This window comes from Hydrogenophaga pseudoflava, assembly GCF_004353865.1.
Classification (GTDB): domain Bacteria; phylum Pseudomonadota; class Gammaproteobacteria; order Burkholderiales; family Burkholderiaceae_C; genus Hydrogenophaga; species Hydrogenophaga pseudoflava.
In genome coordinates, this window is the sequence record NZ_CP037867.1 from 1892230 (window position 1) to 1913029 (window position 20800).

The following is a 20800-nucleotide window of genomic DNA, read 5'->3' on the forward strand; positions in this document are numbered from 1 at the left end:
GATCAGGCGTAGAGCAAGGCGCCGGCCGCGCGCACCGCGGCGGCGCGGTTCTCGCCCAGGGCCTGCACCACGGGGTGCCAAACGCTGCCGTAGGGCGGCAGGGCGTCGGGTGGGAAGGCCGTGTGCGGCCAGTCCGAACCCCAGACCAGGCGCTCGCCCAGGGTCTGCGCCACACGGCGTATGTGGGCGTGCAGCGTGTCATACGGGGCGCCGGCCTGCAGCCGGTACCAGCCCGAGAGTTTGACCCAGGCGCCCTGGCCGGCCAGACGCTGCAGCGCGTTCCAGGCCGGGTCGTCGCGGCCGATGCCCACGTGCAGGCCGGCCAGGTGGTCGAGCACGGCGGCGAGGCCACTGCCCTCGTGTAAATCGGCGATGGTGGCGAGCTGGTCATGCCGCGCGTACCACTGCACATGCCAGCCGCGCGCCGCCAGCCGCGGCGCGAGCGCGCGAAAGGCCTCGGGTCCGTTGCCCACGGGCGAGACCAGGTTGAAGCGCACGCCGCGCACTCCCAGACGGTGCATGTTGTCGAGCTCGGCGTCGGTCACCGCTGTGTCCACCACGACCACGCCGCGGTGGCGGCCAGGCCGGCGCGCAAGCGAGCGCAGGATCAGCGTGTTGTCGGTGCCGTAGACGCTGGGCTGTACCAGCACGAGGTGCCCTATGCCCAGCGGGGCTGCGGCCTGTTCGATCTCCGGCATGTCGCGCAGCACCGGCCGGTAGTGGCCGGCCTGCGCCGGGTGCGCGGGGTCGAACACGTGCACATGGCAGTCCCAGCCGGAGGGGATGGCGTTGTTGCTTGCGCTCATCCGGTGGTGATGTTGCGGTCCCTGATCACCTTGGCCCACAGCGCCTGCTGGGCCGCAATGAACTGACCGGCGCTCTGCTGGCTGGCGTCGGCGAACACGTCGCCGCCCAGCTGGCGGATGCGGCCCAGCACCTCGGCGTCGTCCAGCGCCTTGCGGATGCCGGCCACCAGCGTGGCCTTGGCGTCGGCCGGCAGACCGGCGGGCGCCAGGATGGGGTTCCACTCCAGCACCTCGTAGCCGCTGACGCCGGCCTCGGCCATGGTCGGCACATCGGGCAGCGACCGCGCGCGGAGCCGGCTGGTGACGGCCAGCGGGCGCAGCTTGCCGGCCTTGATGTGGCCGAGCGACGAGGCCACGTTGGCGAAGAACAGCGGCACCTGGCCGCCCATCACGTCGTTCATGGCCGGGCCACCGCCGCGGTAGGCCACGTGGGTCAGGTCCACGCCCGCGCGCTGCTCGAACAGGGCACCGGCCAGGTGCTGGGCCGAACCGTTGCCGGAGGATGCGTAGTTCAGCGGTTTGGCCTTGGCCAGGCGGATCACGTCCTTCACGTCTTTCGCCTCGAAGCTCGGCGTGCACACCAGCACGTTGGGGAAGGTGGCCAGCACGGCCAGCGGCGTGAAGGCGGTGGCCGTGTCATAGGGAAGCCTGGGAAACAGCGAGGGGTTCACCGCGAAGGACGAGGCGTCGAGCAGCAGCACGCTGCCGTCGGCCGCGGCGCGGGCCACGTGACTCGCCGCCAGCTGGCCGCTGGCACCGGCCTTGTTCTCCACCACCACGGTCTGGCCCAGCGCGGCCTCCAGCTTGGGTGCAATGGTGCGGGCCATGAGGTCGGCACCGCCGCCGGGAGGGTAGGACACGACCAGCGTGATCGGCTTGCCGCCGGCGATCCTGCCTTGGGCCTGGGCGCCGATCCAGGGCGCGGCCAGAGCAGCGCCGGCCGAGGCGATGAGGTGGCGGCGCGAGGGCATCCAGCCTTGAGCGGGCGGGTTCGGGTGGACCATGGTGTCTCCTTCAGGTGATGTTGACGGTGTAGTGGAAGGCGTGCGCGTCGCCGCGCGTGATGCGCAGCTCCACACAGCGGCCCGAGAGGTCGTAGGCCGAGCGCTGCACCTGCGCGCAGGGGTGGCCGGCGGGCAGGCCCAGGTGGCGGGCCTGCGCAGCACTGAGCTGGCCGAAGCCGATGTCGTCCAGCGCGCGGTGGATGTGCACCTGCAGCTTGCGCGCGAACATGGGATAGAGCAGGTCGTCCCAGGACGCCAGGTCGTCGTCGGCCAGCGGCGCGAACAGGTCCAGCGGCAGCCAGAGTTCCTCGAACAGGCGCGGCTGCTCGGCCATCAGGCGCAGGCGGTGCACGCGCAGCACCGGCTCGCCGGCGCCGATGCCCAGCGCGCGCGAGACGGCCGCCGGGGCGCTGACCCGGCTGCGCTGCAGGATGCGGGAGACGGGCACCTCGCCGGTGCCGCTGTCGAAACGGAAGAAGCGCAGCATGGACGCCCCGGCCAGCCCCTGGCGGACGAAGGTGCCGCGGCCGTGGATGCGCTCGATGAAGCCCTGTTCCACCAGCAGTTCCAGCGCGCGGCGCATGGTGCCCAGGGCCACGCCGTGTTCTTTGGCCAGCTGGCTTTCGGCGGGCAGGGCGGAGCCGGGCGACCACTCGCCCGCCACCACGCGGGCCCGCAGCGCCTGTGCCAGCGTGGCGTAGCGGCTGACGCCGGGTTCCGGGGATGTCACCAGTCGGAGGGAAGAGTTCATGGGTATGAACTCTAGTCCTCTATAGGACTTGGCGATAAAGGGAAAACCCTGATCAGGGTGGTGTGCGGGTGCCCGGGCCGTTGCCCGGCCACCCGCGGGGGACGGTCAGCGGATCACGGCGAGCTTCTCGCGCTGGCCTGCCTTGAAGGTGTAGAGGGTGAGTGCGGCGTTCTGGCGGTCGCCCTTGTCGTCGAACACCACCTTGCCGGACGCGCCCTGGTACTGGATGGCCTTGAGCGCGGGTAGGTACTGCTTCGGGTCGGCCGAACCGGCGGCCTGCATGGCGCTGGCCAGCAGCTTCACGCCGTCGTAGGCGTAGCCGGCGTAGGCCTGCACGTCCACACCGTACTTGGCCTTGAAGTCGGCGCGGAACTTGTCGTTGGCTGCGACTTCATCCCCGTCCACGCCACCGGCCTCCACGCAGTACACCTGACCGTCGCCCAGGGCCTCGGCCGAGAGGGTGATCATCTCGGCGGTGCACAGGCCGTCGCCGCCCACCAGCTTGGAGGTGTAGCCCAGCGTCTTCATCTGGCGCAGCATCGGGCCGCCCACGGCGTCCATGCCACCGAAGAAGATGACGTCCGGCTTCTTGTCCTTGAGCGAGGTGAGGATGGCGTTGAAGTCGGTGGCCTTGTCGTTGGTGTATTCGCGGCCCACCACCTCGGCGCCGGCGGCCTTGGCGGCCTTCTCGAACTCGTCGGCCAGGCCCTGGCCATAGGCGGTGCGGTCATCGATGACGGCCACGGTCCTGGCTTTCAGGCCCTGCACCGTGTAGCGACCCATGGCACCGCCTTGCTGGGTGTCGTCGGCCACCAGACGGAACGCACCGGGGAAGCCCTGGCGGGTGAACTTGGGGTTGGTGGACGAGGGGGTGATCTGCGGAATGCCGGCCTCGTGATAGATGAGCGAGGCCGGCAGCGTGGCGCCGGAGGTCAGGTGACCGACCACGCCGTTGACGTTGGTGTCGACCAGCTTCTGCGCGGCCGCGGTGGCCTGCTTGGGATCGGCGGCGTCGTCTTCGGCCAGCAGCTCGAAGCGGGCGGTCTGGTTGCCGATCTTCACGCCCGCGGCGTTGAGTTCTTCGATGGCCAGGCGGGCGCCATTTTCGTTGTCCTTGCCCAGATGGGCCACCGCGCCACTGGTGGCGCCCACGTGGCCGATCCGGACCACCAGCTCGCCCGCAGCGGGTGCGGTGGCTTCAGCGGCTGGGGCAGCGGCCTCTTCTTTCTTGCCACAGGCGGCCAGCGCAACAGCGGCGGCCAACACGGCCAGTTTCAGTTCGGTGTTCATGGACAGGACTTCCTTTGGATGGGCAACAAAAAAGCACACATATGGTGTGTATGCATATTATTTTATCAGCCTTCGGGTTTTCACTGATTGGCGAGGTGTGTTTTTGCGGAACGCGTGGCACCACGTGGCGGCCAGTCGAAGGCCACAGAAGGTCTGGGGCGCTGGCGGATGTGAGGCAGGACATCGGCCGTGGGCCGATCTTGGTGATGGTGTGGTGGAGACGAGGAGGATCGAACTCCCGACCTTCGCATTGCGAACGCGACGCTCTCCCAGCTGAGCTACGTCCCCACGAATTGATAAAAATTTTATCAAACCGGGACGGCTTCAGCGCGTCTTGCTGGCGGAAGTCGGTGCCCGCTCCATCGTCAGCTCCACGCGCCGGTTGTGCACCCGGTCGACCGGGTTGTCGCGCGAGCCCAGAGGCCGTGTGTCGGCGAAGCCGCTGGCCTGGACGCGTTGCGGCGCCACGCCCCGTTCGATCAGGTAGCGCGCCACAGCGGCGGCGCGTCCTGTGGACAGCTCCCAGTTGGAGGGGAAGCGCTCGGTCTGGATCGGGACACTGTCGGTGTGGCCTTCGACCACCAGGCGGAGGTTCGGATCGCTGTTGAGCAGGGGAATCAGCCGGTCCAGCACGGGCTGGCCTTCTGCGGCCAGGTGGGCCGCGCCCGACTCGAACAGGATCTCGCTGCTGATGCGGAAGCGCACCGCGTCGTCCGTCATGATGATCTCCACGTCCGCACCCAGCTGGTCCAGCGGCAGGCCGTTGAGCGTCTTGGGCAGGGGAGGGGCGGCTGGCACGGCCAGTGGCTCGGGCGAGGTCGGCGGCACCGCGGGCGGCACGATGCTGCCGCTGGGGTAGGGTGCGCCGGGCACCGGTCCGCTGGCCTGTGTGGGCGCACTGTCTGCCTTGACCTGCTGGCCGTCCTTGCCTTTGCCCGGGCCCGCGAAGGCGAGCAGCACCACCATCAGCACCAGGATCAGCGTGATCACGTCCAGGTAGGTGATGAGCCAGCCCTCTTCTTCCACCTCCACGCGTGAATCGACGTGCCAGCGCCGGTAGCGGCCGACCGCGGTCGACACGCGGAGCTGCCGTGCAGGGGACGGGCCTGTCTGTGAAACGACGGCCATGGCTCAGCGGGTGGCCGGGCGGGCGGGGCGCCGGCGGTCATCGATTTCGTCGTCGTACTGGGCGACAAAGGCCTTGAGCGTCTCGCGCATCAGCGAGGGGCTGCGGCCCACACACATCATCGAGATCCCTTCGAGCACCATGTTCATCAGCACCAGGCGCTGCTCGGTGCGGCGCTCCAGCTTCACGGCGATGGGCTTGAACACGAGGTTGGCCAGCAGTACGCCGTAGAAGGTGGTGACCAGGGCGATGGCCAGCTGGGAGCCGATGGCGCCCATGTCGCCGCTGCCGACCAGGTCCATCAGGTTGATCAGGCCCAGCAGCGTGCCCAGCATGCCGAAGGCCGGCGCGTAGCTGGCCATGACGCGGAACAGCTGCGCCTCCGCCGCCTCGCGCTGGCGCATGTGGGCGATGCGCCACTGCAGCAGGTCGATGATCTCTTCCTCGGGCGTGCGGTCGATCACCAGCTGCACGCCGGTGCGCAGGAAGGGGTTGGTCACGTGGGTCAGCGCCTTCTCCACCGCCTGCAGGTCGCCCTGCACCCAGAGCTTGGACAGGCCCACCAGCTCCTCGATGTCCTGTTTGGTGTTGAGCTTCTCCTCGCGCATCACCTGCGAGACCAGGTGGAACACGCGCAGCACCTCGCGCAGCGGGTAGCTCAGGAAGGTGGCCGCCAGCGTGCCGCCGAGCACGATGGCGAGGCTCGGAGCGTCGATGAAGTTGCCCGGCTTGTCGGAGCCGAACAGCAGGATGACGGCCATCAGCGCCACGCTGGCCACCATGCCGATCAGGGTGGACGGGTTCACGCCAGGGGCTCCTTGGGATTGCGGTGCATACCCTGGAGATTCTCGGCAGGCCAGCGCCTGCGGACCGGGAGATAAGGGGGGGATTTCCCCTCCTGATTCAGTTCATCCCGTTGCGGCTGGCCAGCTCCATGAACAGGGCCGAGTGGTCCAGATCGGCCAGGCCGTGCTCGGCGGCCTGGGCGAACAGCTGCTCGAACAGGCCGGTGATCGGTGCATCGAACCCGACTTCGCTGGCGGTGGTGAGCGCATTGCGCATGTCCTTGAGCTGCACGGCAATGGCGGCTCGTTTGGCGAAGTCGCGCTCGACCATGCGCTGGCCGTGCACCTGCAGGATGCGGCTGTCGGCAAAGCCGCCGCTGATGGCCTGCTTCACCTTGCCCATGTCGGCACCGCCCTTCTCGCACAGCAGCAGAGCCTCGGCCACGGCACCGATGGTGATCCCGACGATCATCTGGTTCGCCAGCTTGGCCAGTTGTCCCGAGCCGTGCGGGCCCACATGGGTGGCGCGGCCGAGCGAGGCAAAGACGGGCAGGGCGCGCTCGAAATCGGCCGGCTTGCCGCCCGCCATGATGGCCAGCGTGCCAGCCTCGGCACCCACCGTGCCGCCCGAGACCGGGGCGTCCAGGTGGTGAATGCCCAACGCGGCCAGGCGCGCGGCGTGGTCGCGTGCCTGGCGCGGCTGGATGGACGACATGTCGATCACCAGGCTGCCGGGGCGCAGGCCATCGGTCGTGCCCAGGCCGAACAGCACGTCTTCGACCACGTGGCCGTCTTCGAGCAGGCAGACCACAAGGTCGGCCTGGGCCACGGCGTCGGCCGGGCGGTCGAACACCTGGGCGCCGAAAGGCAGCAGGCGCTCGGCCTTGGCGCGCGAGCGGTTCCAGGCGCTGACGCGGTGGCCGGCCTCGCACAGGCGGCGGGCCATGGGAAAGCCCATCATGCCGATGCCCAGCACGGCAATGGACAGGGGCGCGGTGGCGGATGCGGAGGTCATGAGTCCGGGGGAATAAAAAAAAGCGGTTTCCGGGAGTGTCCCGGAAACCGCTTGAAGTGGTTCAACGAACCACGGAGTTGTCGGGGCTGGGCGCGCTGGCAGCGGGGGCTGCCTGGGCACCCAGGTACAGGCTGGCCTGAAGGCTGTGCTCGCGCATCAGGGCTTCGGCATGCTCCGCATCGCCCTGCGCCACGGCCTGTGCGATGGCGGTGTGTTCGTCCCAGACCGGGTCGCGCAGGCCATCGTGCTGCAGGGCCTCGCCCATGGCGCGGCGGATGTGGTGCCAATGCAGCAGGGCACTCTGTTCGATCAGCGGGTTGGCCGAGGCCTGGTAGAGCGCGCGGTGAAAGGCCAGATCGGCGTCGATCATGGCCTTGATGTCGCCGGCTTCCACGGCCTGGCGGCCTTGCTCGATCAGCGCCGGGTCGAGGTGTGCACGGCGCTCGGCCGCCAGGCGGGCGGCCAGGGTGTCCAGCGCGCCGCGCACCTCATACACCTGCGCGATCCAGGCCGGGTCCAGCGGCGTCACCTGCAGGCCGCGGCAGCGGCCGGCGTTGCCTGCCAGCGGCGCGTCCTGCACGAAACCGTCGCGCTTGAGCAGGCGCAGCGCCTGCATCACCGGCTGGCGCGACACCGCCAGGCGCTCGGCCAGCTCTTCCTGCGTGATCCGTTGCCCGGGCGCCAGCGCGCCCGCGCTGATGGCATCCAGCAGGGCGCGGTAGACCTGGTCGACCAGGTCGGGCGCGGTTTCGAGTTGCAGGAGCTGGGCAGTCATGGTGTGTATTCTGTACTCTGTATACAGAATACGTCAATCCGGTCGCCAGCAGGCTGTCAATGGCCTGACGCTTCCCACGTGACACAATTTCCAGCCATGAACACGCCCCTCCCACCCGACCCGGCCTGGCTCGATGCCCAGTACAACAACCGCGCCCTGGTACCCGACCATGCGCAGTACTTCGAGCGCTGGGCGCGTGATTCGAAGGCAGCGCGCGAACATCTGGTCTGCCTGCCCGACCTGGCCTACGGGCACGGACCGGGTGAGACGCTGGACCTGTTCCCCGCTCAGCGCCGCGACAGCGACCCGCTGGCGCCGGTGCTGGTGTTCATTCACGGCGGCTACTGGCGCAGCCTGGACAAGTCGGACCACAGCTTCCTGGCGCCGGCCTTCGTGAAGCAGGGCGCCTGCGTGGTGATTCCGAACTACGCGCTGTGCCCGGCGGTCACGATTCCTGACATCACGATGCAGATGGTGCAGGCCCTGGCCTGGACCTACCGCCACATCGCGGTGCACGGCGGCGACCCGCGGCGCATCTCCATCGTCGGCCACTCGGCGGGCGGGCACCTGGCGGCGATGCTGCTGGCCTGCGAATGGTCGCGCTTTGCGCCCGATCTGCCCGAGGACCTGGTCTACAACGCGCTGTCCATCTCCGGCGTGTTCGACCTGGAGCCGCTGCGCCACACGCCCTTCCTCAAGGACTCGCTGCGCCTGACGCCCGAACAGGTGCGCATGGCGAGCCCGGCCTGGCTGCCCAAGGCGCAGCCCGACACCGAGGAGGAGCGGGGGGTGCTGCTGAGCGTGGCCGGCGGCGACGAGAGCGCCGAGTTCCAGCGCCAGGCCCGCCTGATCCGCGAGACCTGGGGCGAGGCCGTGGTGCCGATCTGCGAGCTGTTGCCAGGCCTGAACCACTTCAGCGTGCTGGACGCTCTGGTGCAGCCGCGCCACCGGCTGAACCACCTGGCGCGCCAGCTGCTGGACCTCACATGAACAGGTGCTCGCCGGCGTTCTCGCCGCCGAGGATCACGTAGTTCACTTTCTTCAGATCGGTCAGCTGCGTGCCGCCGGCGTAGCTGATCGAGCTCTGCACGTCTTCCTGCATCTCGCGCAGCGTGTCGGCCAGCTTGCCCTTGATGGGCTCGAGGATGCGCTTGCCCTCGACGTGCTTGTACTCGCCCTTGTTGAAGTCGCTGGCCGAGCCGTAGTACTCCTTGTAGAGCTTGCCGTCGACCTCGACCGTCTGGCCCGGTGACTCCTCGTGGCCGGCGAACAGCGAGCCGATCATCACCATGGTGGCGCCAAAGCGCACACTCTTGGCGATGTCACCGTGGTGGCGGATGCCGCCGTCCGCGATGATCGGTTTGGTCGCCACGCGGGCACACCACTTCAGCGCGCTCAGTTGCCAGCCACCGGTCCCAAAGCCGGTCTTGAGCTTGGTGATGCAGACCTTGCCCGGGCCGACGCCCACTTTGGTCGCGTCCGCGCCCCAGTTCTCCAGGTCGATCACGGCTTCGGGCGTGGCCACGTTGCCGGCGATCACGAAGGCCTGGGGCAGCTTCTGCTTGATGTGCTCGATCATCTTGCGCACGCTTTCGGCGTGGCCGTGCGCGATGTCGATGGTGATGTAGTCGGCGCCCACGCCGTCGGCGGCCAGGCGGTCGATCACGTCGTAGTCCGGTGCCTTCACGCCCGAGCTGATGGAGACGAACAGGCCCTTCTCGCGCATGCGCTTCGCATAGGCCACGTTGTCCAGGTCGAAGCGGTGCATCACGTAGAAGTAGCCGTTGGCGGCCAGCCACTCGCTGATGGACTCGTCCAGCACCGTCTTCATGTTGGCGGGCACCACCGGCAGCTTGAAGCGCCGGCCGCCGAACTCGATGGAGGGGTCGCATTCGCTGCGGCTTTCCACGCGGCATTTGCGCGGCAGCAGCAGGATGTTGTCGTAGTCGAAGATTTCCATGTGGGCCTTTCAGTCACCCCTTGGTGGGGTGGGTTGGTGAAAAGGCGCTTGGAACTGGCCGGTGCCTTGTTTCCGGAGCCGGAAAAAAGAAACCGGGCGCAATTGCTTGGGCCCGGTGATTGATTCTAGGCCGATGCCGCCGGTCGCGGGGGGATGGTTGGGAATATGGGGGCTATACGAAGGGCTGTATGGCGGGCCGCTTCCTACAATCCCCGGATGCTGTTTGAAGATCCCACCCCGCTGGTCGCGGGACTGAACCCCGAGCAGGCTGCGGCCGTCACCCTGCCGCCCGAACACGCGCTCATCCTGGCCGGTGCCGGATCGGGCAAGACCCGGGTGCTGACCACCCGCATCGCCTGGCTGCTGCAGAGCGGTCAGGCGGGGCCGGGCGGCATCATGGCCGTGACCTTCACCAACAAGGCGGCCAAGGAAATGATGACCCGCCTGACCGCCATGCTGCCGGTGAACGTGCGAGGCATGTGGATCGGGACCTTCCACGGCCTGTGCAACCGGTTCCTGCGCGCGCATCACCAGGCGGCGGGCCTGCCGCAGACCTTCCAGATCCTGGACACGCAGGACCAGCTTTCGGCCATCAAGCGACTGTGCAAGCAGCACAACGTGGACGACGAACGCTTTCCGCCGAAACAGCTGCAGTGGTTCATCAGCGGCTGCAAGGAAGACGGCATGCGCCCGCGCGACGTGGTGGTGCGCGACGACGAGACTCGGCGCAAGGTCGAGATCTACCAGCTCTACGAAGAGCAGTGCCAGCGCGAGGGTGTGGTCGACTTCGGCGAGCTGATGCTGCGCTCGTATGAAGTGCTGCGCGACAACGACCCGATCCGCGTGCACTACCAGCGGCGTTTCAAGCACATCCTGATCGACGAGTTCCAGGACACCAACCGGCTTCAGTACGCCTGGATCAAGATGTTCTCCTCACCGCACACCGAGGGCCTGCCGCCCTCGGGCAACGCGGTGTTCGCCGTGGGCGACGACGACCAGAGCATCTACGCCTTCCGCGGCGCGCGCGTGGGCAACATGGCCGATTTCGTGCGCGAGTTCCAGGTGAAGCACCAGATCAAGCTGGAACAGAACTACCGCAGCGCCAGCAACATCCTCAATACCGCCAACGAGCTGATCAGCCACAACAGCCGCCGCCTGGGCAAAAACCTGCGCACCGACGCAGGCGCCGGTGAGCCAGTGCGCGTCTACGAATCGGTGAGCGATTTCGCCGAAGCGCAGTGGATGGTGGATGAAATGAAGCAGCTCGAACGCGAGGGCACACCGCGCAGCGAAATGGCCGTGCTCTACCGCAGCAACGCGCAGAGCCGCGTGGTCGAGACGGCGCTCTTCAACGCCGCCATTCCCTACCGCGTCTATGGCGGGCTGCGCTTCTTCGAGCGCGCCGAGATCAAGCACGCGCTGGCCTACCTGCGCCTGCTGGAGAACCCGCACGACGACACCAGCTTCCTGCGCGTGGTGAACTTCCCGCCGCGCGGCATCGGCGCACGCAGCGTGGAGCAGCTGCAGGACGTGGCGCGCAGCAGCGGCTGTTCGCTGCACGACGCGGTGAGCGGCGTGACCGGCCGTGCCGGCACCGCCATCGCCAACTTCGTCGCTCTGCTGGACGTGATGCGCGAGAAGACGGAGGCCATGACCCTCAAGGAGATCATCGAGCTGGTGCTCGACAAGAGCGGCCTGATCGAACACTTCCGCAACGAGCGCGAGGGCGAGGACCGGGTGGAGAACCTGGAGGAACTGGTCAACGCTGCCGAAAGCTTCGTGATGCAGGAAGGCTTTGGCCGCGACGCGGTGGCTTTGCCGGTGGACGAGCACGGGTCTTCGTTGTCCCAAAGCCCGGTGAGCCAGGGCCTGGACCCGGATGCGCCGGTGCTGAACGAATCGCTGGCCCCCGATGCGGAAACCGGCGAGACGCTCAGCCCGCTGGCCGCCTTCCTCACCCACGCTGCGCTGGAGTCCGGCGACAACCAGGCCCAGGCCGGGCAGGACGCGGTGCAGCTGATGACGGTGCACGCCGCCAAGGGCCTGGAGTTCGACTGCGTGTTCATCACGGGCCTGGAAGAGGGCCTGTTCCCGCACGAGAACTCGATGAGCGACCGCGACGGGCTGGAGGAAGAGCGCCGCCTGATGTACGTGGCCATCACGCGTGCGCGCAAGCGCCTGTACCTGAGCCATTCGCAGACGCGCATGCTGCACGGCCAGACGCGCTACAACATGAAGAGCCGCTTCTTTGACGAGCTGCCCGAGGCCTGCCTGAAGTGGCTCACGCCGCCACAACCGGCCTGGGCCGCCGCGGCGCCGTCGGTGGGCGGGTGGCAGGGCGGGCGCCGGGGTCTGTACGCCACCGGCGGATCACCGGCCGCGAACCCGGCCTGGTCGCCGGGTTTCCTGTCCACCGGCAGCGGCACGCCGCCGCCCAAGGCCAGCGAACCCGACCGCGGTGTGGACATCCGCACCGGCCAGAAGGTGTTCCACAACAAGTTCGGTGAAGGCAAGGTGCTGGCGCTCGAAGGCGCCGGCGCCGATGCCCGGGCGCAGGTGAACTTCAGCCGCCACGGTGTCAAGTGGCTGGCGCTGTCGGTGGCCAAGCTCACCCCGGTCGACGAATGAAAAAAGCCACCGGCGTGTGACCGCCGGTGGCATCAAAACGTTGCGCAGACTCTGATTGCGGATTCGGAAGTTCCCCCTGCGCAACTTTCCCCGGAAACGGTGCTTAGAAGTCGTGACGCAGGCCCAGGGCGAACAGGCGGGTGTCGGCCGTCTTGCTGCCGGCGCCGTCCTTCACGTTGTGCGAGCGGAAGCCGCCGTACACCTTGGTGCGCTTGGACAGGGCGTAGGTGGCGCCGACGCCGAAGCCCGAGGACTTGGCGGCGGTGGAACCACCGATTTCAGTCTTGCTGGTGGCGAAGCCGAACGACAGGTTGACGTTGCCCATCGGCACGTTCAGGCCCACGGTCAGTTCGTTGTCGTCGCCCTTTTCGTCGTTGCCGCGGCGGGTGTTGTAGCCACCCGAGAGGCTCACGGCGCCCAGGTCGTAGGCGGCGGCGATCAGCATGTAGTCGTTGTCCTTGCCCTTTTCCTGCTGCAGGCCCAGGGCCACGTCCAGCGGGCCGGCCTTGTAGCCGATCTTGGCGCCCAGCATGTTGGCGTCCACCGTGGCGTCTTCGTCGAGTGCGTACTCGATGCCGCCGTACACGCCGCCCAGCTTGGGCAGGGCGTAGGTGATCTTGTTGTTGAAGCGGCTGCTGTAGTCACCACCCGAGCCCCAGACGCCGTTGGAGGCGGGGGTGAAGGCGGAATCGAACACGTTGGAGCTCATCGCCAGGCCACGCACTTCGTCGTAGATGGTGGAGCTGCGGCCCAGCTTGACTTCACCGAAGCCACCTTCCAGTGCCACGGTCGACTCGCCCTTCCACATCGGGTCCTGCGAGGTGCCGTCGTCGGCGTTCAGGCGGTGTTCCAGCTTGAACTTGGCCTTGAGGCCGCCGCCGAGGTCTTCGGAGCCGCGGAAGCCCAGACGCGAGGTCGTCAGACCGCCGTCACCGCCGTTGAACAGTTTGGTCCGGCTGCCCTTGTCGAGTTCCTTGAGGCTGCCGACCGACAGGTCGACGCGGCCGTACACGGTGACGGAGGATTGGGCCATGGCGGCGCCGGAAGCGGCCAGCACGGCCAGAGCGATCAGGCTCTTCTTCATGATGTTTCCTTGTTGGATTCGTTGGAACGTGTGGGGCGGATGCCCACCTGATGCAAAAGACATTCAGGTGGCGCCATTGCAACCGGCGGGTATAAAAACTTCGTGACAGTGTGTCGTTGTTGCTACAAAACACGCAGCAGACAACGCTGTCACAGGGCTTTCATCAAGGCTTGCCCGCGTTGAGCAGGCGGGTCCAGCCGGCGCCGTCGTTGTCGTTCACGACCCAGAGATCGCCCTTGAAGACCACCATGCCCTCGGCTTTTTCGTGCAGCCAGTGGAAGTCCTGGCGCAGGTCCTTCACCAAGGTCTTTTTCAGCACCGCGCCCTCGACCACATCGGCCGCGTCGACGCTGTAGACCCGCTTGACCTCGGCGTTGATGGCGCGGCCTTCGCCACCGCCCTTGTCGCGTTCGAGCAGCAGCAGGCGGTCGTCCTGACCGCCGGGGCCGCCTTCCATGAGCTGGATTTCCGACAGCCCCATCCAGTAGGTCTTGGCGTCCTTGCTGTGCTGCTCCAGCGGGTAGAACGCGCTGGTCCAAGCCATGGTGGGCAGGTGCAGCTTGAGGATGGCCGCTTGCGGTTTGCCAAGGTCGTAGCCACGCTGGATGGCCATGTACAGCGTCTGCCCGTCGGCGCTGGCGGCCACGCCCTCGTAGCCGGTGCTGGTCTTCGCATTCGCGAACTTCGCCTGCACGCTGGCGGGCAGCTTGATGCGCTGCTGCACCGCGCCGGCCGCGTTCACCTTGATCAGCTCGTTGCCGTCGACGGTGGCGCCTTCGGAGGCGATCCAGAAGCCATCGGCCACGCGGGCGATGCCTTCGGGGTCCACCTTCAGCTGCTGGCCCTGCTCGGTCAGCGGTACCACCTGGTCGATCACCACGCGGCCCCGCGCGGCCTCGGCCATGTTCAGGCGCCAGATGCGCGACTGTCCGAACGCGTTGTCCGGCACGGTGTAGAGGTGGCTGCCGTCGGTGGTGAGGCCCGAGAGCGCGCCCCAGGGCATGGAGCCATCGCGCGCGACGATCTGCGGTTCGCCCGCTGGCGCGCCCTGGGCGTGGAAGCGGTAGAGGTTGATCGAGCCGTCGCCTTCGTTGGCCGTCACAGCGAGCTGCTGGCCGTCGGCGCGGCGCGTGATGGTGGTGATGCCCTCGGGCGACATGCCGGTGGGCAGCAGCTGCACGAAGCGCGGCTGCTGCGGGTCGCTGACCTCGTGCACCTCCAGGAAGGCGCCGCGCTCCGAGCCCACCAGCAGGTACGGCCGGCCGCCGAAGCGGGCGCTGGTGATGCCCTCGATCTCCACACCCTTGGCGGCCGAGCGGCTGTCAGGGTAGTGGCCGTGCAGCACCGCCTGCTGTTCGGTGCGCTCGCCGGTTTCGTACACCACGGCGCCGCGGGTGTTCATGAGCGTGAAGCCGCGGCCACCGGGCAGGCTGCCGTCCGCGCCCTTCTTGCCGTCGCCCTCGTTGGCCAGGGCGAACACGTCGTTGGACACCCAGGTGACGGCGTCGGGTTCGCGCCGGCCGCTGAAGCTGTCCTTGAAGCCGATCTCCTTGTCGCGCTGCAGGTCGGCGTTGCCCTGGCGTTCCACCGTGCCGGCGGAGAGCACGCGCAGCAGACGGGCCTGGCGCGGGTGGCGCAGGTCGAGCAGGGCCACGGCGTTGTTCTCCTGCAGCGTCACGGCGGCGGTGCGGCCGTCCGGCGAGATGGACACGAACTCCGGCTGTGGGTCCTGCGGGTAGATCGCGCCGGGCAGGGTCTTCAGCGCTTCCACCAGCTCGATGGACTGCAGGCCGCTGCTGGCACCACCGTACAGGTCCTGCAGACCCACCACGTCGATGCGGCCGGGGCGTTTCCCGTCAAGGGTCGCGTCGCCCTTGGCGTCGGTCTCTTCGTCCTCGATGGCGACGATGGCGCGCAGGGTCTTGCCGCTGCCGGCCAGGGCCAGCGAGTCGGGGCCGACGCCCACGGTGATGTCTTTCACATGCCGGACCGCTTGCGGGTCGCGCACGTCGTAGATGCGCAGGAAGCCGCGGCGCGTGTTGGCCACGTCGTCGTCCATGCGCATGGCCACCACGGCGTAGCGACCGTCGGGGCTGACCGCCACCGAGGTGGGCTCACCCACGCCGCCCAGGCGCACGTCCACGCGCGGCAGGTGGGCCGGGCGGGCCGGGTCGCGGATGTCCACCAGGCCCAGGGCACCGGCGTCGGCGCTGGTGTAGAGCAGGGTCCGGCCGTCGGGTGTGGCGGTGATGATCTCGGCCACGCCGTCCACCGGCAGGTGGTGGACCATGGCGAAGCGGCCCGTGGGCGGGACGGCGAGGGCGGGTGTGGTGGTGGCGAATGCGGCGACGAAGGTGAGCGCGGATGCAAAGGCCGGCGCGGTCAGGCGGAACAAGGACATGGTGGCGATGGAAGGGATGGACACAAAGCGCCGCAGCCTATGCGCCTCGTGTGTCATGGCCGTGACGACCGCCGCTCCACCCAGTCGCGCACCTGTTCGATCACCCACCCTGGGTCGTCCAGCGGCAGGTCGTGCCCCGCGCCGGGGTGCCGCGCCAGCGGGCTGCCCCAGGCCCGCGCGAGCGCTTCCGAGCAACTGGTGCTGACCAGCCGGTCTCCTCGGCTGGTCAGCACCAGCACTGGCCGCTGCGGCGCCTGGGCGGGGGCCCGGAAGCGGGCCGCCGCCAGCAGCTGCCGCAGCGCATTGGCCGCCTGCACCGGGCGCTGCCGCCGCGCAGCGACCCAGGAGGCCAGCACCGCGTCGTCCACATCGGGGCGCGCGCTGGTCATGCGCCAGATCAGCCGCTCGGCGGTGTCCGGCGACGGGCGTCCCGCCACCAGCCGCAGCAGGGTGGGCAGGTTGTGCGGCTGCAACCGGTGGTGCAGCGGGCTGAAGGGCCGCATGCTGGTGTTGACCAGCACCGCCGACGCGATGTCCTGGGGCGCGCTGTGCAGCCACTCTGTGGCCACCATCCCACCCAGCGACAGGGCCAGCAGGTGCACCGGGCCGGTGAGGCCCAGGCTGTGCAGTTGCGCCCGGGCGTCGGCCACCATGGCGGCCACCGTGCCCGGGCTGCGCTCGTGGCAGCGCAGGCCGTTGCCGGCCAGATCGATCAGGTGCACGCGGGCGCCGGGCAGGGCCGATGCGAAGCGCACCGGGAAGTCGCCCCAGTGCGCCGATTCGCGGGTCAGGCCGCGCAGGAACACCCAGTTGCTCATGGTGGCCATCCTTTCAGAACCAGTCGGCCAGCGCCTGCGCATGGCCGTCGGCGCGCTCGTGCGGAGCGGGGGTCCACTGCGCATGGCTGCCGGCGGCGCGCGCCAGGAAGTCCAGCAGCGCCAGATGCCGTCGCAGCACGCGCTGCTGCCGGTGGTCGATGAGCGGGTTGAAGATGCCCTTGCGCGAGAACAGCTGGCGCGGGTTCTTCTTGACCCACAGCCACGAGCCCATCTCCAGCGTCAGCGGCAGGAAGGTGCGCGCCGGGTCGGTGCAGGCCTGCAGGTAGAGGTGGTCCCAGAGGTCGCCGTGGGTCAGGTACTGGGCGCTCTGCGGTTCGATGATGTAGGGATGGTGGTGGTGCGCCTGCTCGAAGATGGTCCTGAGCGCCCGCACCTCGGCCAGGTGGGGGATGGGCTTGCGCGTGTGGGCGAAGGGGAACCACAGCCGGTCGCTGATGCCGAAGCCCGAATGGCAGTCCAGCGCCAGCGAGAACGGGCGCGTCAGCAGCTCGGCCTGCACCACCTCGCACAGCGCGGCGCTCTCGGTCTCCAGCGGGTCGCCCAGGCGGCCGCGGTACCAGGGCAGGCCGGCGCTCAGCCGCTGGCCGCCCATCAGCCAGGGCACCTTCTCGTGCGCCTCCACCGGGGCGTTGCGCATCAGATCCACACCGCGCGGGTTGGCTCGGGTCGCGGCCCACATGCCGCCGGGGTTCACGACGGGCATGAACACCAGCCGCACCTCCTCCAGCAGGCGGTGCAGCGAACGGTCCCAGCCCAGCCGGGTGACGATGTTCTGCAGGAAGGCGATCACCACTTCCGCGCCGATGCGCTCCAGCCCGTGCACGCCGCCGAAGTAACCGACGCCCGGGCAGCACGGATCGGGGTTGCCCAGGGTGATGGCCCAGACCGGAAAGCGGGGTCCGCCGGGAATGGCGACATGGCGCACCGGCCGCGCCTGCAGGTGCTGGCCGCCCAGCTCGATCAGCCGTTCGAGCGTCTGCAACTCGGGCAGCGGGTGGGCGGTGCTCATGGGGGTTGACACAGGGTTGTCACAGACCGGCCCTACCGTGGGGGCCCGACCTGTGCAATGAAGAGAACATGACCGCCAGCTTCAGCGATCCTTCCCGCCGCTCCGCGCGGCCGACCCTGTTGTGCCGCTGCGTGCAGGCGGGGGTGTTGGCATGTGGTCTGGCGGGTGGGCTGGTGGAGTTCCTGGCCCTGCAGCGCTGGCGGGCCCAGGTCCGGCAGCGCGGGTCGCCACCGCCCTGGTGGCGCTAGCTCCGGGTGGTTCAATCCGCCTTGGCCGGGGCCTCCACGGCGGCCGGGGCGGCTGCGGCCTTCTCCATGTCGCCGAGCTGCACCGACAGGTCCAGCAGGCGCACCTTGCTCATGTAGTAGCGGTCCAAGCGCCATTCCTTGAGCAGGTCCAGCGCGAGTTCGAAGTTGTTGAAGTTCAGCTTGTAGAGGTCGTTGACAGGGTATTGCGCGTCCGATTCGAGCGCGACGACCAGGGCCGACAGGATGCGCGCTTCACTGGACTCGGGCGCGTTTTCGATCAGCTTGCGGGCTTTCTTCAGGGCTTTCACAGGAGGCCTTTCTTCGAATGTTGGTGGTTCGGTGCGGACGTGGTGTCCGCCAACCGTTTGACCGAGCTTACCGGTCGGGCCACGGCTTTTGATGACGGTTTTGTGAAAGAAAGCTGACGTCAGCTTGAGGACCCGTGCTCTTCGCGGACCAGCAGCGGCTGCCCCATGCGGATGGTCTGGCCGGTGGCCAGTCCCGGCGCCAGCGTGTGCCCCGGGGGCGCAAACACCAGGATGGTGGAGCCGTGCTCGAACCAGCCCAGTTCTTGGCCTTTGACGCAGGCCGCGTTGCAGGGCAGTTCGTTGGGGCCGCGGTAGCGCAGGTTCAGCGGCACCTCCAGCGCATGCAGGCGCATGCTCGCCACCAGAATCGCCGCCACCGGCACCAGCAGCAGGCGCGCGCCATCGGTCTGGCGCAGGTGCAGCACCGCGCGCTCGTTGCGGCAGAACAGGCGCTCCACGCGCTGCAGCGCGATCGGGTTCACGTTCCAGGTGTCCCCGCTGATGTAGGTGACGTGTTCGAGCCGCGCGTCGCAGGGTGCGTGGAAGCGGTGGTACATGCTGGACGTGAGCCGCAGGGTCACATAGCTGCCGCCCTGCAGTTCGCGACACAGCGCGGCGGTGTGGGCCGAGTCGCCCAGCAGCTCGGCCAGCTTGTACGGAAAGCCCTTGGCCTGGAAGACCTGGGGTTCGCCGTTCACCGTCTCGATGCGGCCGCAGGCGCCGACGATGCCGTCGCTGGGGCTGGTCACGATCTCCGGGCGCGGGTCCACCGGTCGCGCACCCGGCCGCAGTTCGCGGACGAAGCAGTCGTGCAGGCTGGCGAAGCGCTGCTCTTTCGCTTCGCTCAGGTCCAGGTCGCTGAACATCTTCCAGACCGCCAGCGAGACATCGCGCACCCAGGGGTGGCGGATGCGGCTCCACCAGCCCATGGCGTGGGTGAGGGCGATGCGGGGCACGCGGTTGGTCAGCAGGAAGTTGAGGTCTTCGTGCTGCGCGATGCGGCGCAGGGTGGCAACGGGATTCATGGAGATGACACGCGCTTGAAATAGAAACAGGGCCGACATCCCCTCTGGAGCCCGAACCCATGTCCTTGTTGGAAATTGCCCTGCCGGCGGGCGCGCTCGCCCTCGCAGCGCCGATGATCAAACGCCGGATCGACCTCTCGCGCGCCAAGCACCGTTCCCTGGCCGGGCACTCGCGCATGGCCAAGCGGCTGGCGCGCTGGCTGCCGGGCTACGCCTACGACGAGACCGAGTTCTTCGCCTGCGACGGTGCAGCGCCGGAGGTGGTGGCCCGGCGTCGCGCGGCCTTCGAGGCGCTCGCCGCCGGACTGGCCGAACGACACCCGAAGACGCTGGCGATGACGGCACAGGCCCGCGAAGGCCTGGCCGACCTTCAGTTCACCGGCCGCTACCGCGTGCCCTTCCAGTTCAGCCCCATCGTGAGCGAGCGGCTCAAGGTCGGCGCCTTCGTGCAGGCGGCCGACGGCGTGACGCTGACCGATCTGGACGGCTTCCGCTTCCACGACCTCACCGGCTCCTACGGCGTCAACGTGTTCGGCGTGGACTTCTACAAGGCCTGCATGGCCGAAGGCGCGGCCCGCGTGCAGGACCTCGGGCTGGTGCTCGGCGCCTACCACCCCTGCGTGGCCGGCAACGTCCAGCGCCTGCGCGAGATCTCGGGCATGGACGAGGTCTCGTTCCACATGTCCGGCACCGAGGCGGTGATGCAGGCGGTGCGGCTGGCGCGCTTCCACACCCGCAAGCGCCACCTGGTGCGCTTTCCCGGCGCCTACCACGGCTGGTGGGAGGATGTGCAGCCCGGCCCCGGCAACCCGCTGCCGCCGCGCGAGACCTACACCCTGGCCGACATGAGCGAACGCAGCCTTCAGGTGCTGCGCACCCGCCGCGACATCGCCTGCGTGCTGGTCAACCCGCTGCAGGCGCTGCACCCCAACCGCGTGCCGCCGGCCGATTCGGCCCTGGTGGACAGCGGCCGGCAGGCGCACTTCGACCGCGCCGCCTACACCGCCTGGCTGCAGCGCCTGCGCGAGGTCTGCACCGAGCGCGGCATCGTGCTGATCTTCGACGAGGTGTTTCTCGGCTTCCGGCTCGCACCGGGCGGCGCGCAGGAGTACTTCGGCGTGAAGGCCGACATGGTCACCTACGGCAAGACGCTCGCCGGTGGCTACCCGGTGGGCGTGGTTTGCGGGCGCCACGGGCTGATGCAGCGCTTCCGCGCCGACCGGCCGGCCGACCTCTGCCTGGCGCGCGGCACCTTCAACGCGCACCCGTGGGTGATGGGCGGCATGTCGGTGTTCCTGGAGCGTCTGCAGACGCCCGAGGTGCAGGCGGTGTACGAAGGGCAGGACGAGCGCTGGAACGCACGGGCCCGGCGCTTCAACGAGACCATGGAACGCGAGGGCCTGCCCATGCGCGCGACCAACCTGCACAGCATCTGGACCATCAACTACACCGAGCCCTCGCGCTACAACTGGATGCTGCAGTACCTGCTGCGCTGGCACGGTGTGGCGCTGAGCTGGGTGGGCACGGGCCGGCTGATCTTCAGCCTGAACGTCAGCGACACGGACTTCGACGCCGTGCTGGAAAAGTTCGTGCGCGCCGGGCGCGACATGCGCGAGCAGGGCTGGTGGGCACCGGTGGCGGGGCAGAGCAACCGGGGCATCCGCCGCGGCATCCTGCGCGAGGTGATCGCCACCGCCCTGGGGCGCCGACCGGGCGCATGACGAGGAGGACCGCACGCCCTTGAAC

19 protein-coding genes and 1 tRNA gene are annotated in these 20800 nt (G+C 68.7%); 4 read left to right on the top strand and 16 right to left on the bottom strand.

Annotation, left to right across the window (positions count from 1 at the left end):
* Nucleotides 1–2 precede the first annotated feature (2 nt).
* The 9 genes from HPF_RS09205 to HPF_RS09245 form a co-directional block, all read right to left on the bottom strand.
* Nucleotides 3–806, bottom strand: a complete 804-nt coding sequence (locus HPF_RS09205; RefSeq protein WP_133156419.1) for an amidohydrolase family protein — start codon at nt 804–806, stop codon at nt 3–5.
* Complete coding sequence (locus HPF_RS09210) at nt 803–1810, bottom strand: tripartite tricarboxylate transporter substrate binding protein (protein WP_133156420.1); 1008 nt, start codon at nt 1808–1810, stop codon at nt 803–805. The genes HPF_RS09205 and HPF_RS09210 overlap by 4 nt, the downstream gene beginning before the upstream one ends.
* A gap of 10 nt (nt 1811–1820) precedes the next feature.
* The gene (locus tag HPF_RS09215) at nt 1821–2561 is read right to left on the bottom strand and encodes a GntR family transcriptional regulator (RefSeq protein ID WP_066159122.1); all 741 of its coding nucleotides are present in this window, start codon (nt 2559–2561) and stop codon (nt 1821–1823) included.
* A 105-nt stretch (nt 2562–2666) separates the two neighbouring features.
* Complete coding sequence (locus tag HPF_RS09220; RefSeq protein WP_079366020.1) at nt 2667–3851, bottom strand: branched-chain amino acid ABC transporter substrate-binding protein; 1185 nt, start codon at nt 3849–3851, stop codon at nt 2667–2669.
* Between the two features lie 212 nt (nt 3852–4063).
* Nucleotides 4064–4139: transfer RNA gene (locus HPF_RS09225), tRNA-Ala, on the bottom strand.
* Between the two features lie 36 nt (nt 4140–4175).
* Nucleotides 4176–4931 (bottom strand): OmpA/MotB family protein, encoded by a 756-nt coding sequence (locus HPF_RS09230; protein ID WP_207959339.1) that lies wholly within the window; start codon nt 4929–4931, stop codon nt 4176–4178.
* Nucleotides 4932–4982: 51 nt separating this feature from the next.
* On the bottom strand, nt 4983–5783 hold the full coding sequence (locus HPF_RS09235; protein WP_133156422.1) for a motility protein A: 801 nt from the start codon (nt 5781–5783) through the stop codon (nt 4983–4985).
* Nucleotides 5784–5880: 97 nt separating this feature from the next.
* Complete coding sequence (locus HPF_RS09240; protein ID WP_133156423.1) at nt 5881–6777, bottom strand: NAD(P)-dependent oxidoreductase; 897 nt, start codon at nt 6775–6777, stop codon at nt 5881–5883.
* Nucleotides 6778–6838: 61 nt separating this feature from the next.
* Complete coding sequence (locus HPF_RS09245) at nt 6839–7552, bottom strand: GntR family transcriptional regulator (protein WP_066159100.1); 714 nt, start codon at nt 7550–7552, stop codon at nt 6839–6841.
* Nucleotides 7553–7648: 96 nt separating this feature from the next.
* Here HPF_RS09245 and HPF_RS09250 point away from each other — a divergent pair, with 96 nt between their 5' ends.
* On the top strand, nt 7649–8542 hold the full coding sequence (locus HPF_RS09250; protein WP_133156424.1) for an alpha/beta hydrolase: 894 nt from the start codon (nt 7649–7651) through the stop codon (nt 8540–8542).
* On the opposite strand, the gene HPF_RS09255 is transcribed toward HPF_RS09250, so the two are convergent.
* Entirely contained in the window at nt 8535–9512 is a 978-nt protein-coding gene (locus HPF_RS09255; RefSeq protein ID WP_133156425.1) for a GMP reductase, read from the bottom strand. The two genes, HPF_RS09250 and HPF_RS09255, sit on opposite strands and share 8 nt — an antisense overlap.
* Nucleotides 9513–9728: 216 nt before the next feature.
* Between HPF_RS09255 and HPF_RS09260 the strand changes: the two genes are divergently transcribed.
* Nucleotides 9729–12140: a UvrD-helicase domain-containing protein gene (locus tag HPF_RS09260; protein ID WP_133156426.1), complete on the top strand. Its 2412-nt coding sequence runs from the start codon at nt 9729–9731 to the stop codon at nt 12138–12140.
* A 103-nt stretch (nt 12141–12243) separates the two neighbouring features.
* On the opposite strand, the gene HPF_RS09265 is transcribed toward HPF_RS09260, so the two are convergent.
* The 4 genes from HPF_RS09265 to HPF_RS09280 form a co-directional block, all read right to left on the bottom strand.
* A complete protein-coding gene (locus HPF_RS09265) occupies nt 12244–13224 on the bottom strand; it encodes a porin (protein ID WP_165961672.1) in 981 nt (326 codons plus the stop codon).
* A gap of 163 nt (nt 13225–13387) precedes the next feature.
* Entirely contained in the window at nt 13388–15625 is a 2238-nt protein-coding gene (locus HPF_RS09270) for an esterase-like activity of phytase family protein (RefSeq protein WP_133156428.1), read from the bottom strand.
* A 53-nt stretch (nt 15626–15678) separates the two neighbouring features.
* Nucleotides 15679–16443 (bottom strand): alpha/beta fold hydrolase, encoded by a 765-nt coding sequence (locus tag HPF_RS09275; protein WP_133156429.1) that lies wholly within the window; start codon nt 16441–16443, stop codon nt 15679–15681.
* Between the two features lie 13 nt (nt 16444–16456).
* Nucleotides 16457–17473 carry a M14 family zinc carboxypeptidase gene (locus HPF_RS09280; RefSeq protein WP_133156430.1) on the bottom strand — a complete coding sequence of 339 codons (1017 nt, stop codon included), beginning with the start codon at nt 17471–17473 and terminating at the stop codon, nt 16457–16459.
* Nucleotides 17474–17541: 68 nt separating this feature from the next.
* Here HPF_RS09280 and HPF_RS09285 point away from each other — a divergent pair, with 68 nt between their 5' ends.
* Nucleotides 17542–17721 (top strand): hypothetical protein, encoded by a 180-nt coding sequence (locus HPF_RS09285; RefSeq protein WP_133156431.1) that lies wholly within the window; start codon nt 17542–17544, stop codon nt 17719–17721.
* Between the two features lie 11 nt (nt 17722–17732).
* Here HPF_RS09285 and HPF_RS09290 read toward each other — a convergent pair whose 3' ends face one another.
* Together HPF_RS09290 and asd are read right to left on the bottom strand one after the other, a co-directional pair.
* Nucleotides 17733–18029: a hypothetical protein gene (locus HPF_RS09290; RefSeq protein ID WP_133156432.1), complete on the bottom strand. Its 297-nt coding sequence runs from the start codon at nt 18027–18029 to the stop codon at nt 17733–17735.
* A 119-nt stretch (nt 18030–18148) separates the two neighbouring features.
* Entirely contained in the window at nt 18149–19054 is a 906-nt protein-coding gene (gene asd / locus HPF_RS09295) for an archaetidylserine decarboxylase (protein WP_133156433.1), read from the bottom strand.
* A 59-nt stretch (nt 19055–19113) separates the two neighbouring features.
* Here asd and HPF_RS09300 point away from each other — a divergent pair, with 59 nt between their 5' ends.
* Complete coding sequence (locus tag HPF_RS09300) at nt 19114–20775, top strand: aminotransferase class III-fold pyridoxal phosphate-dependent enzyme (RefSeq protein WP_133156434.1); 1662 nt, start codon at nt 19114–19116, stop codon at nt 20773–20775.
* The last annotated feature ends 25 nt before the right edge of the window (nt 20776–20800 follow it).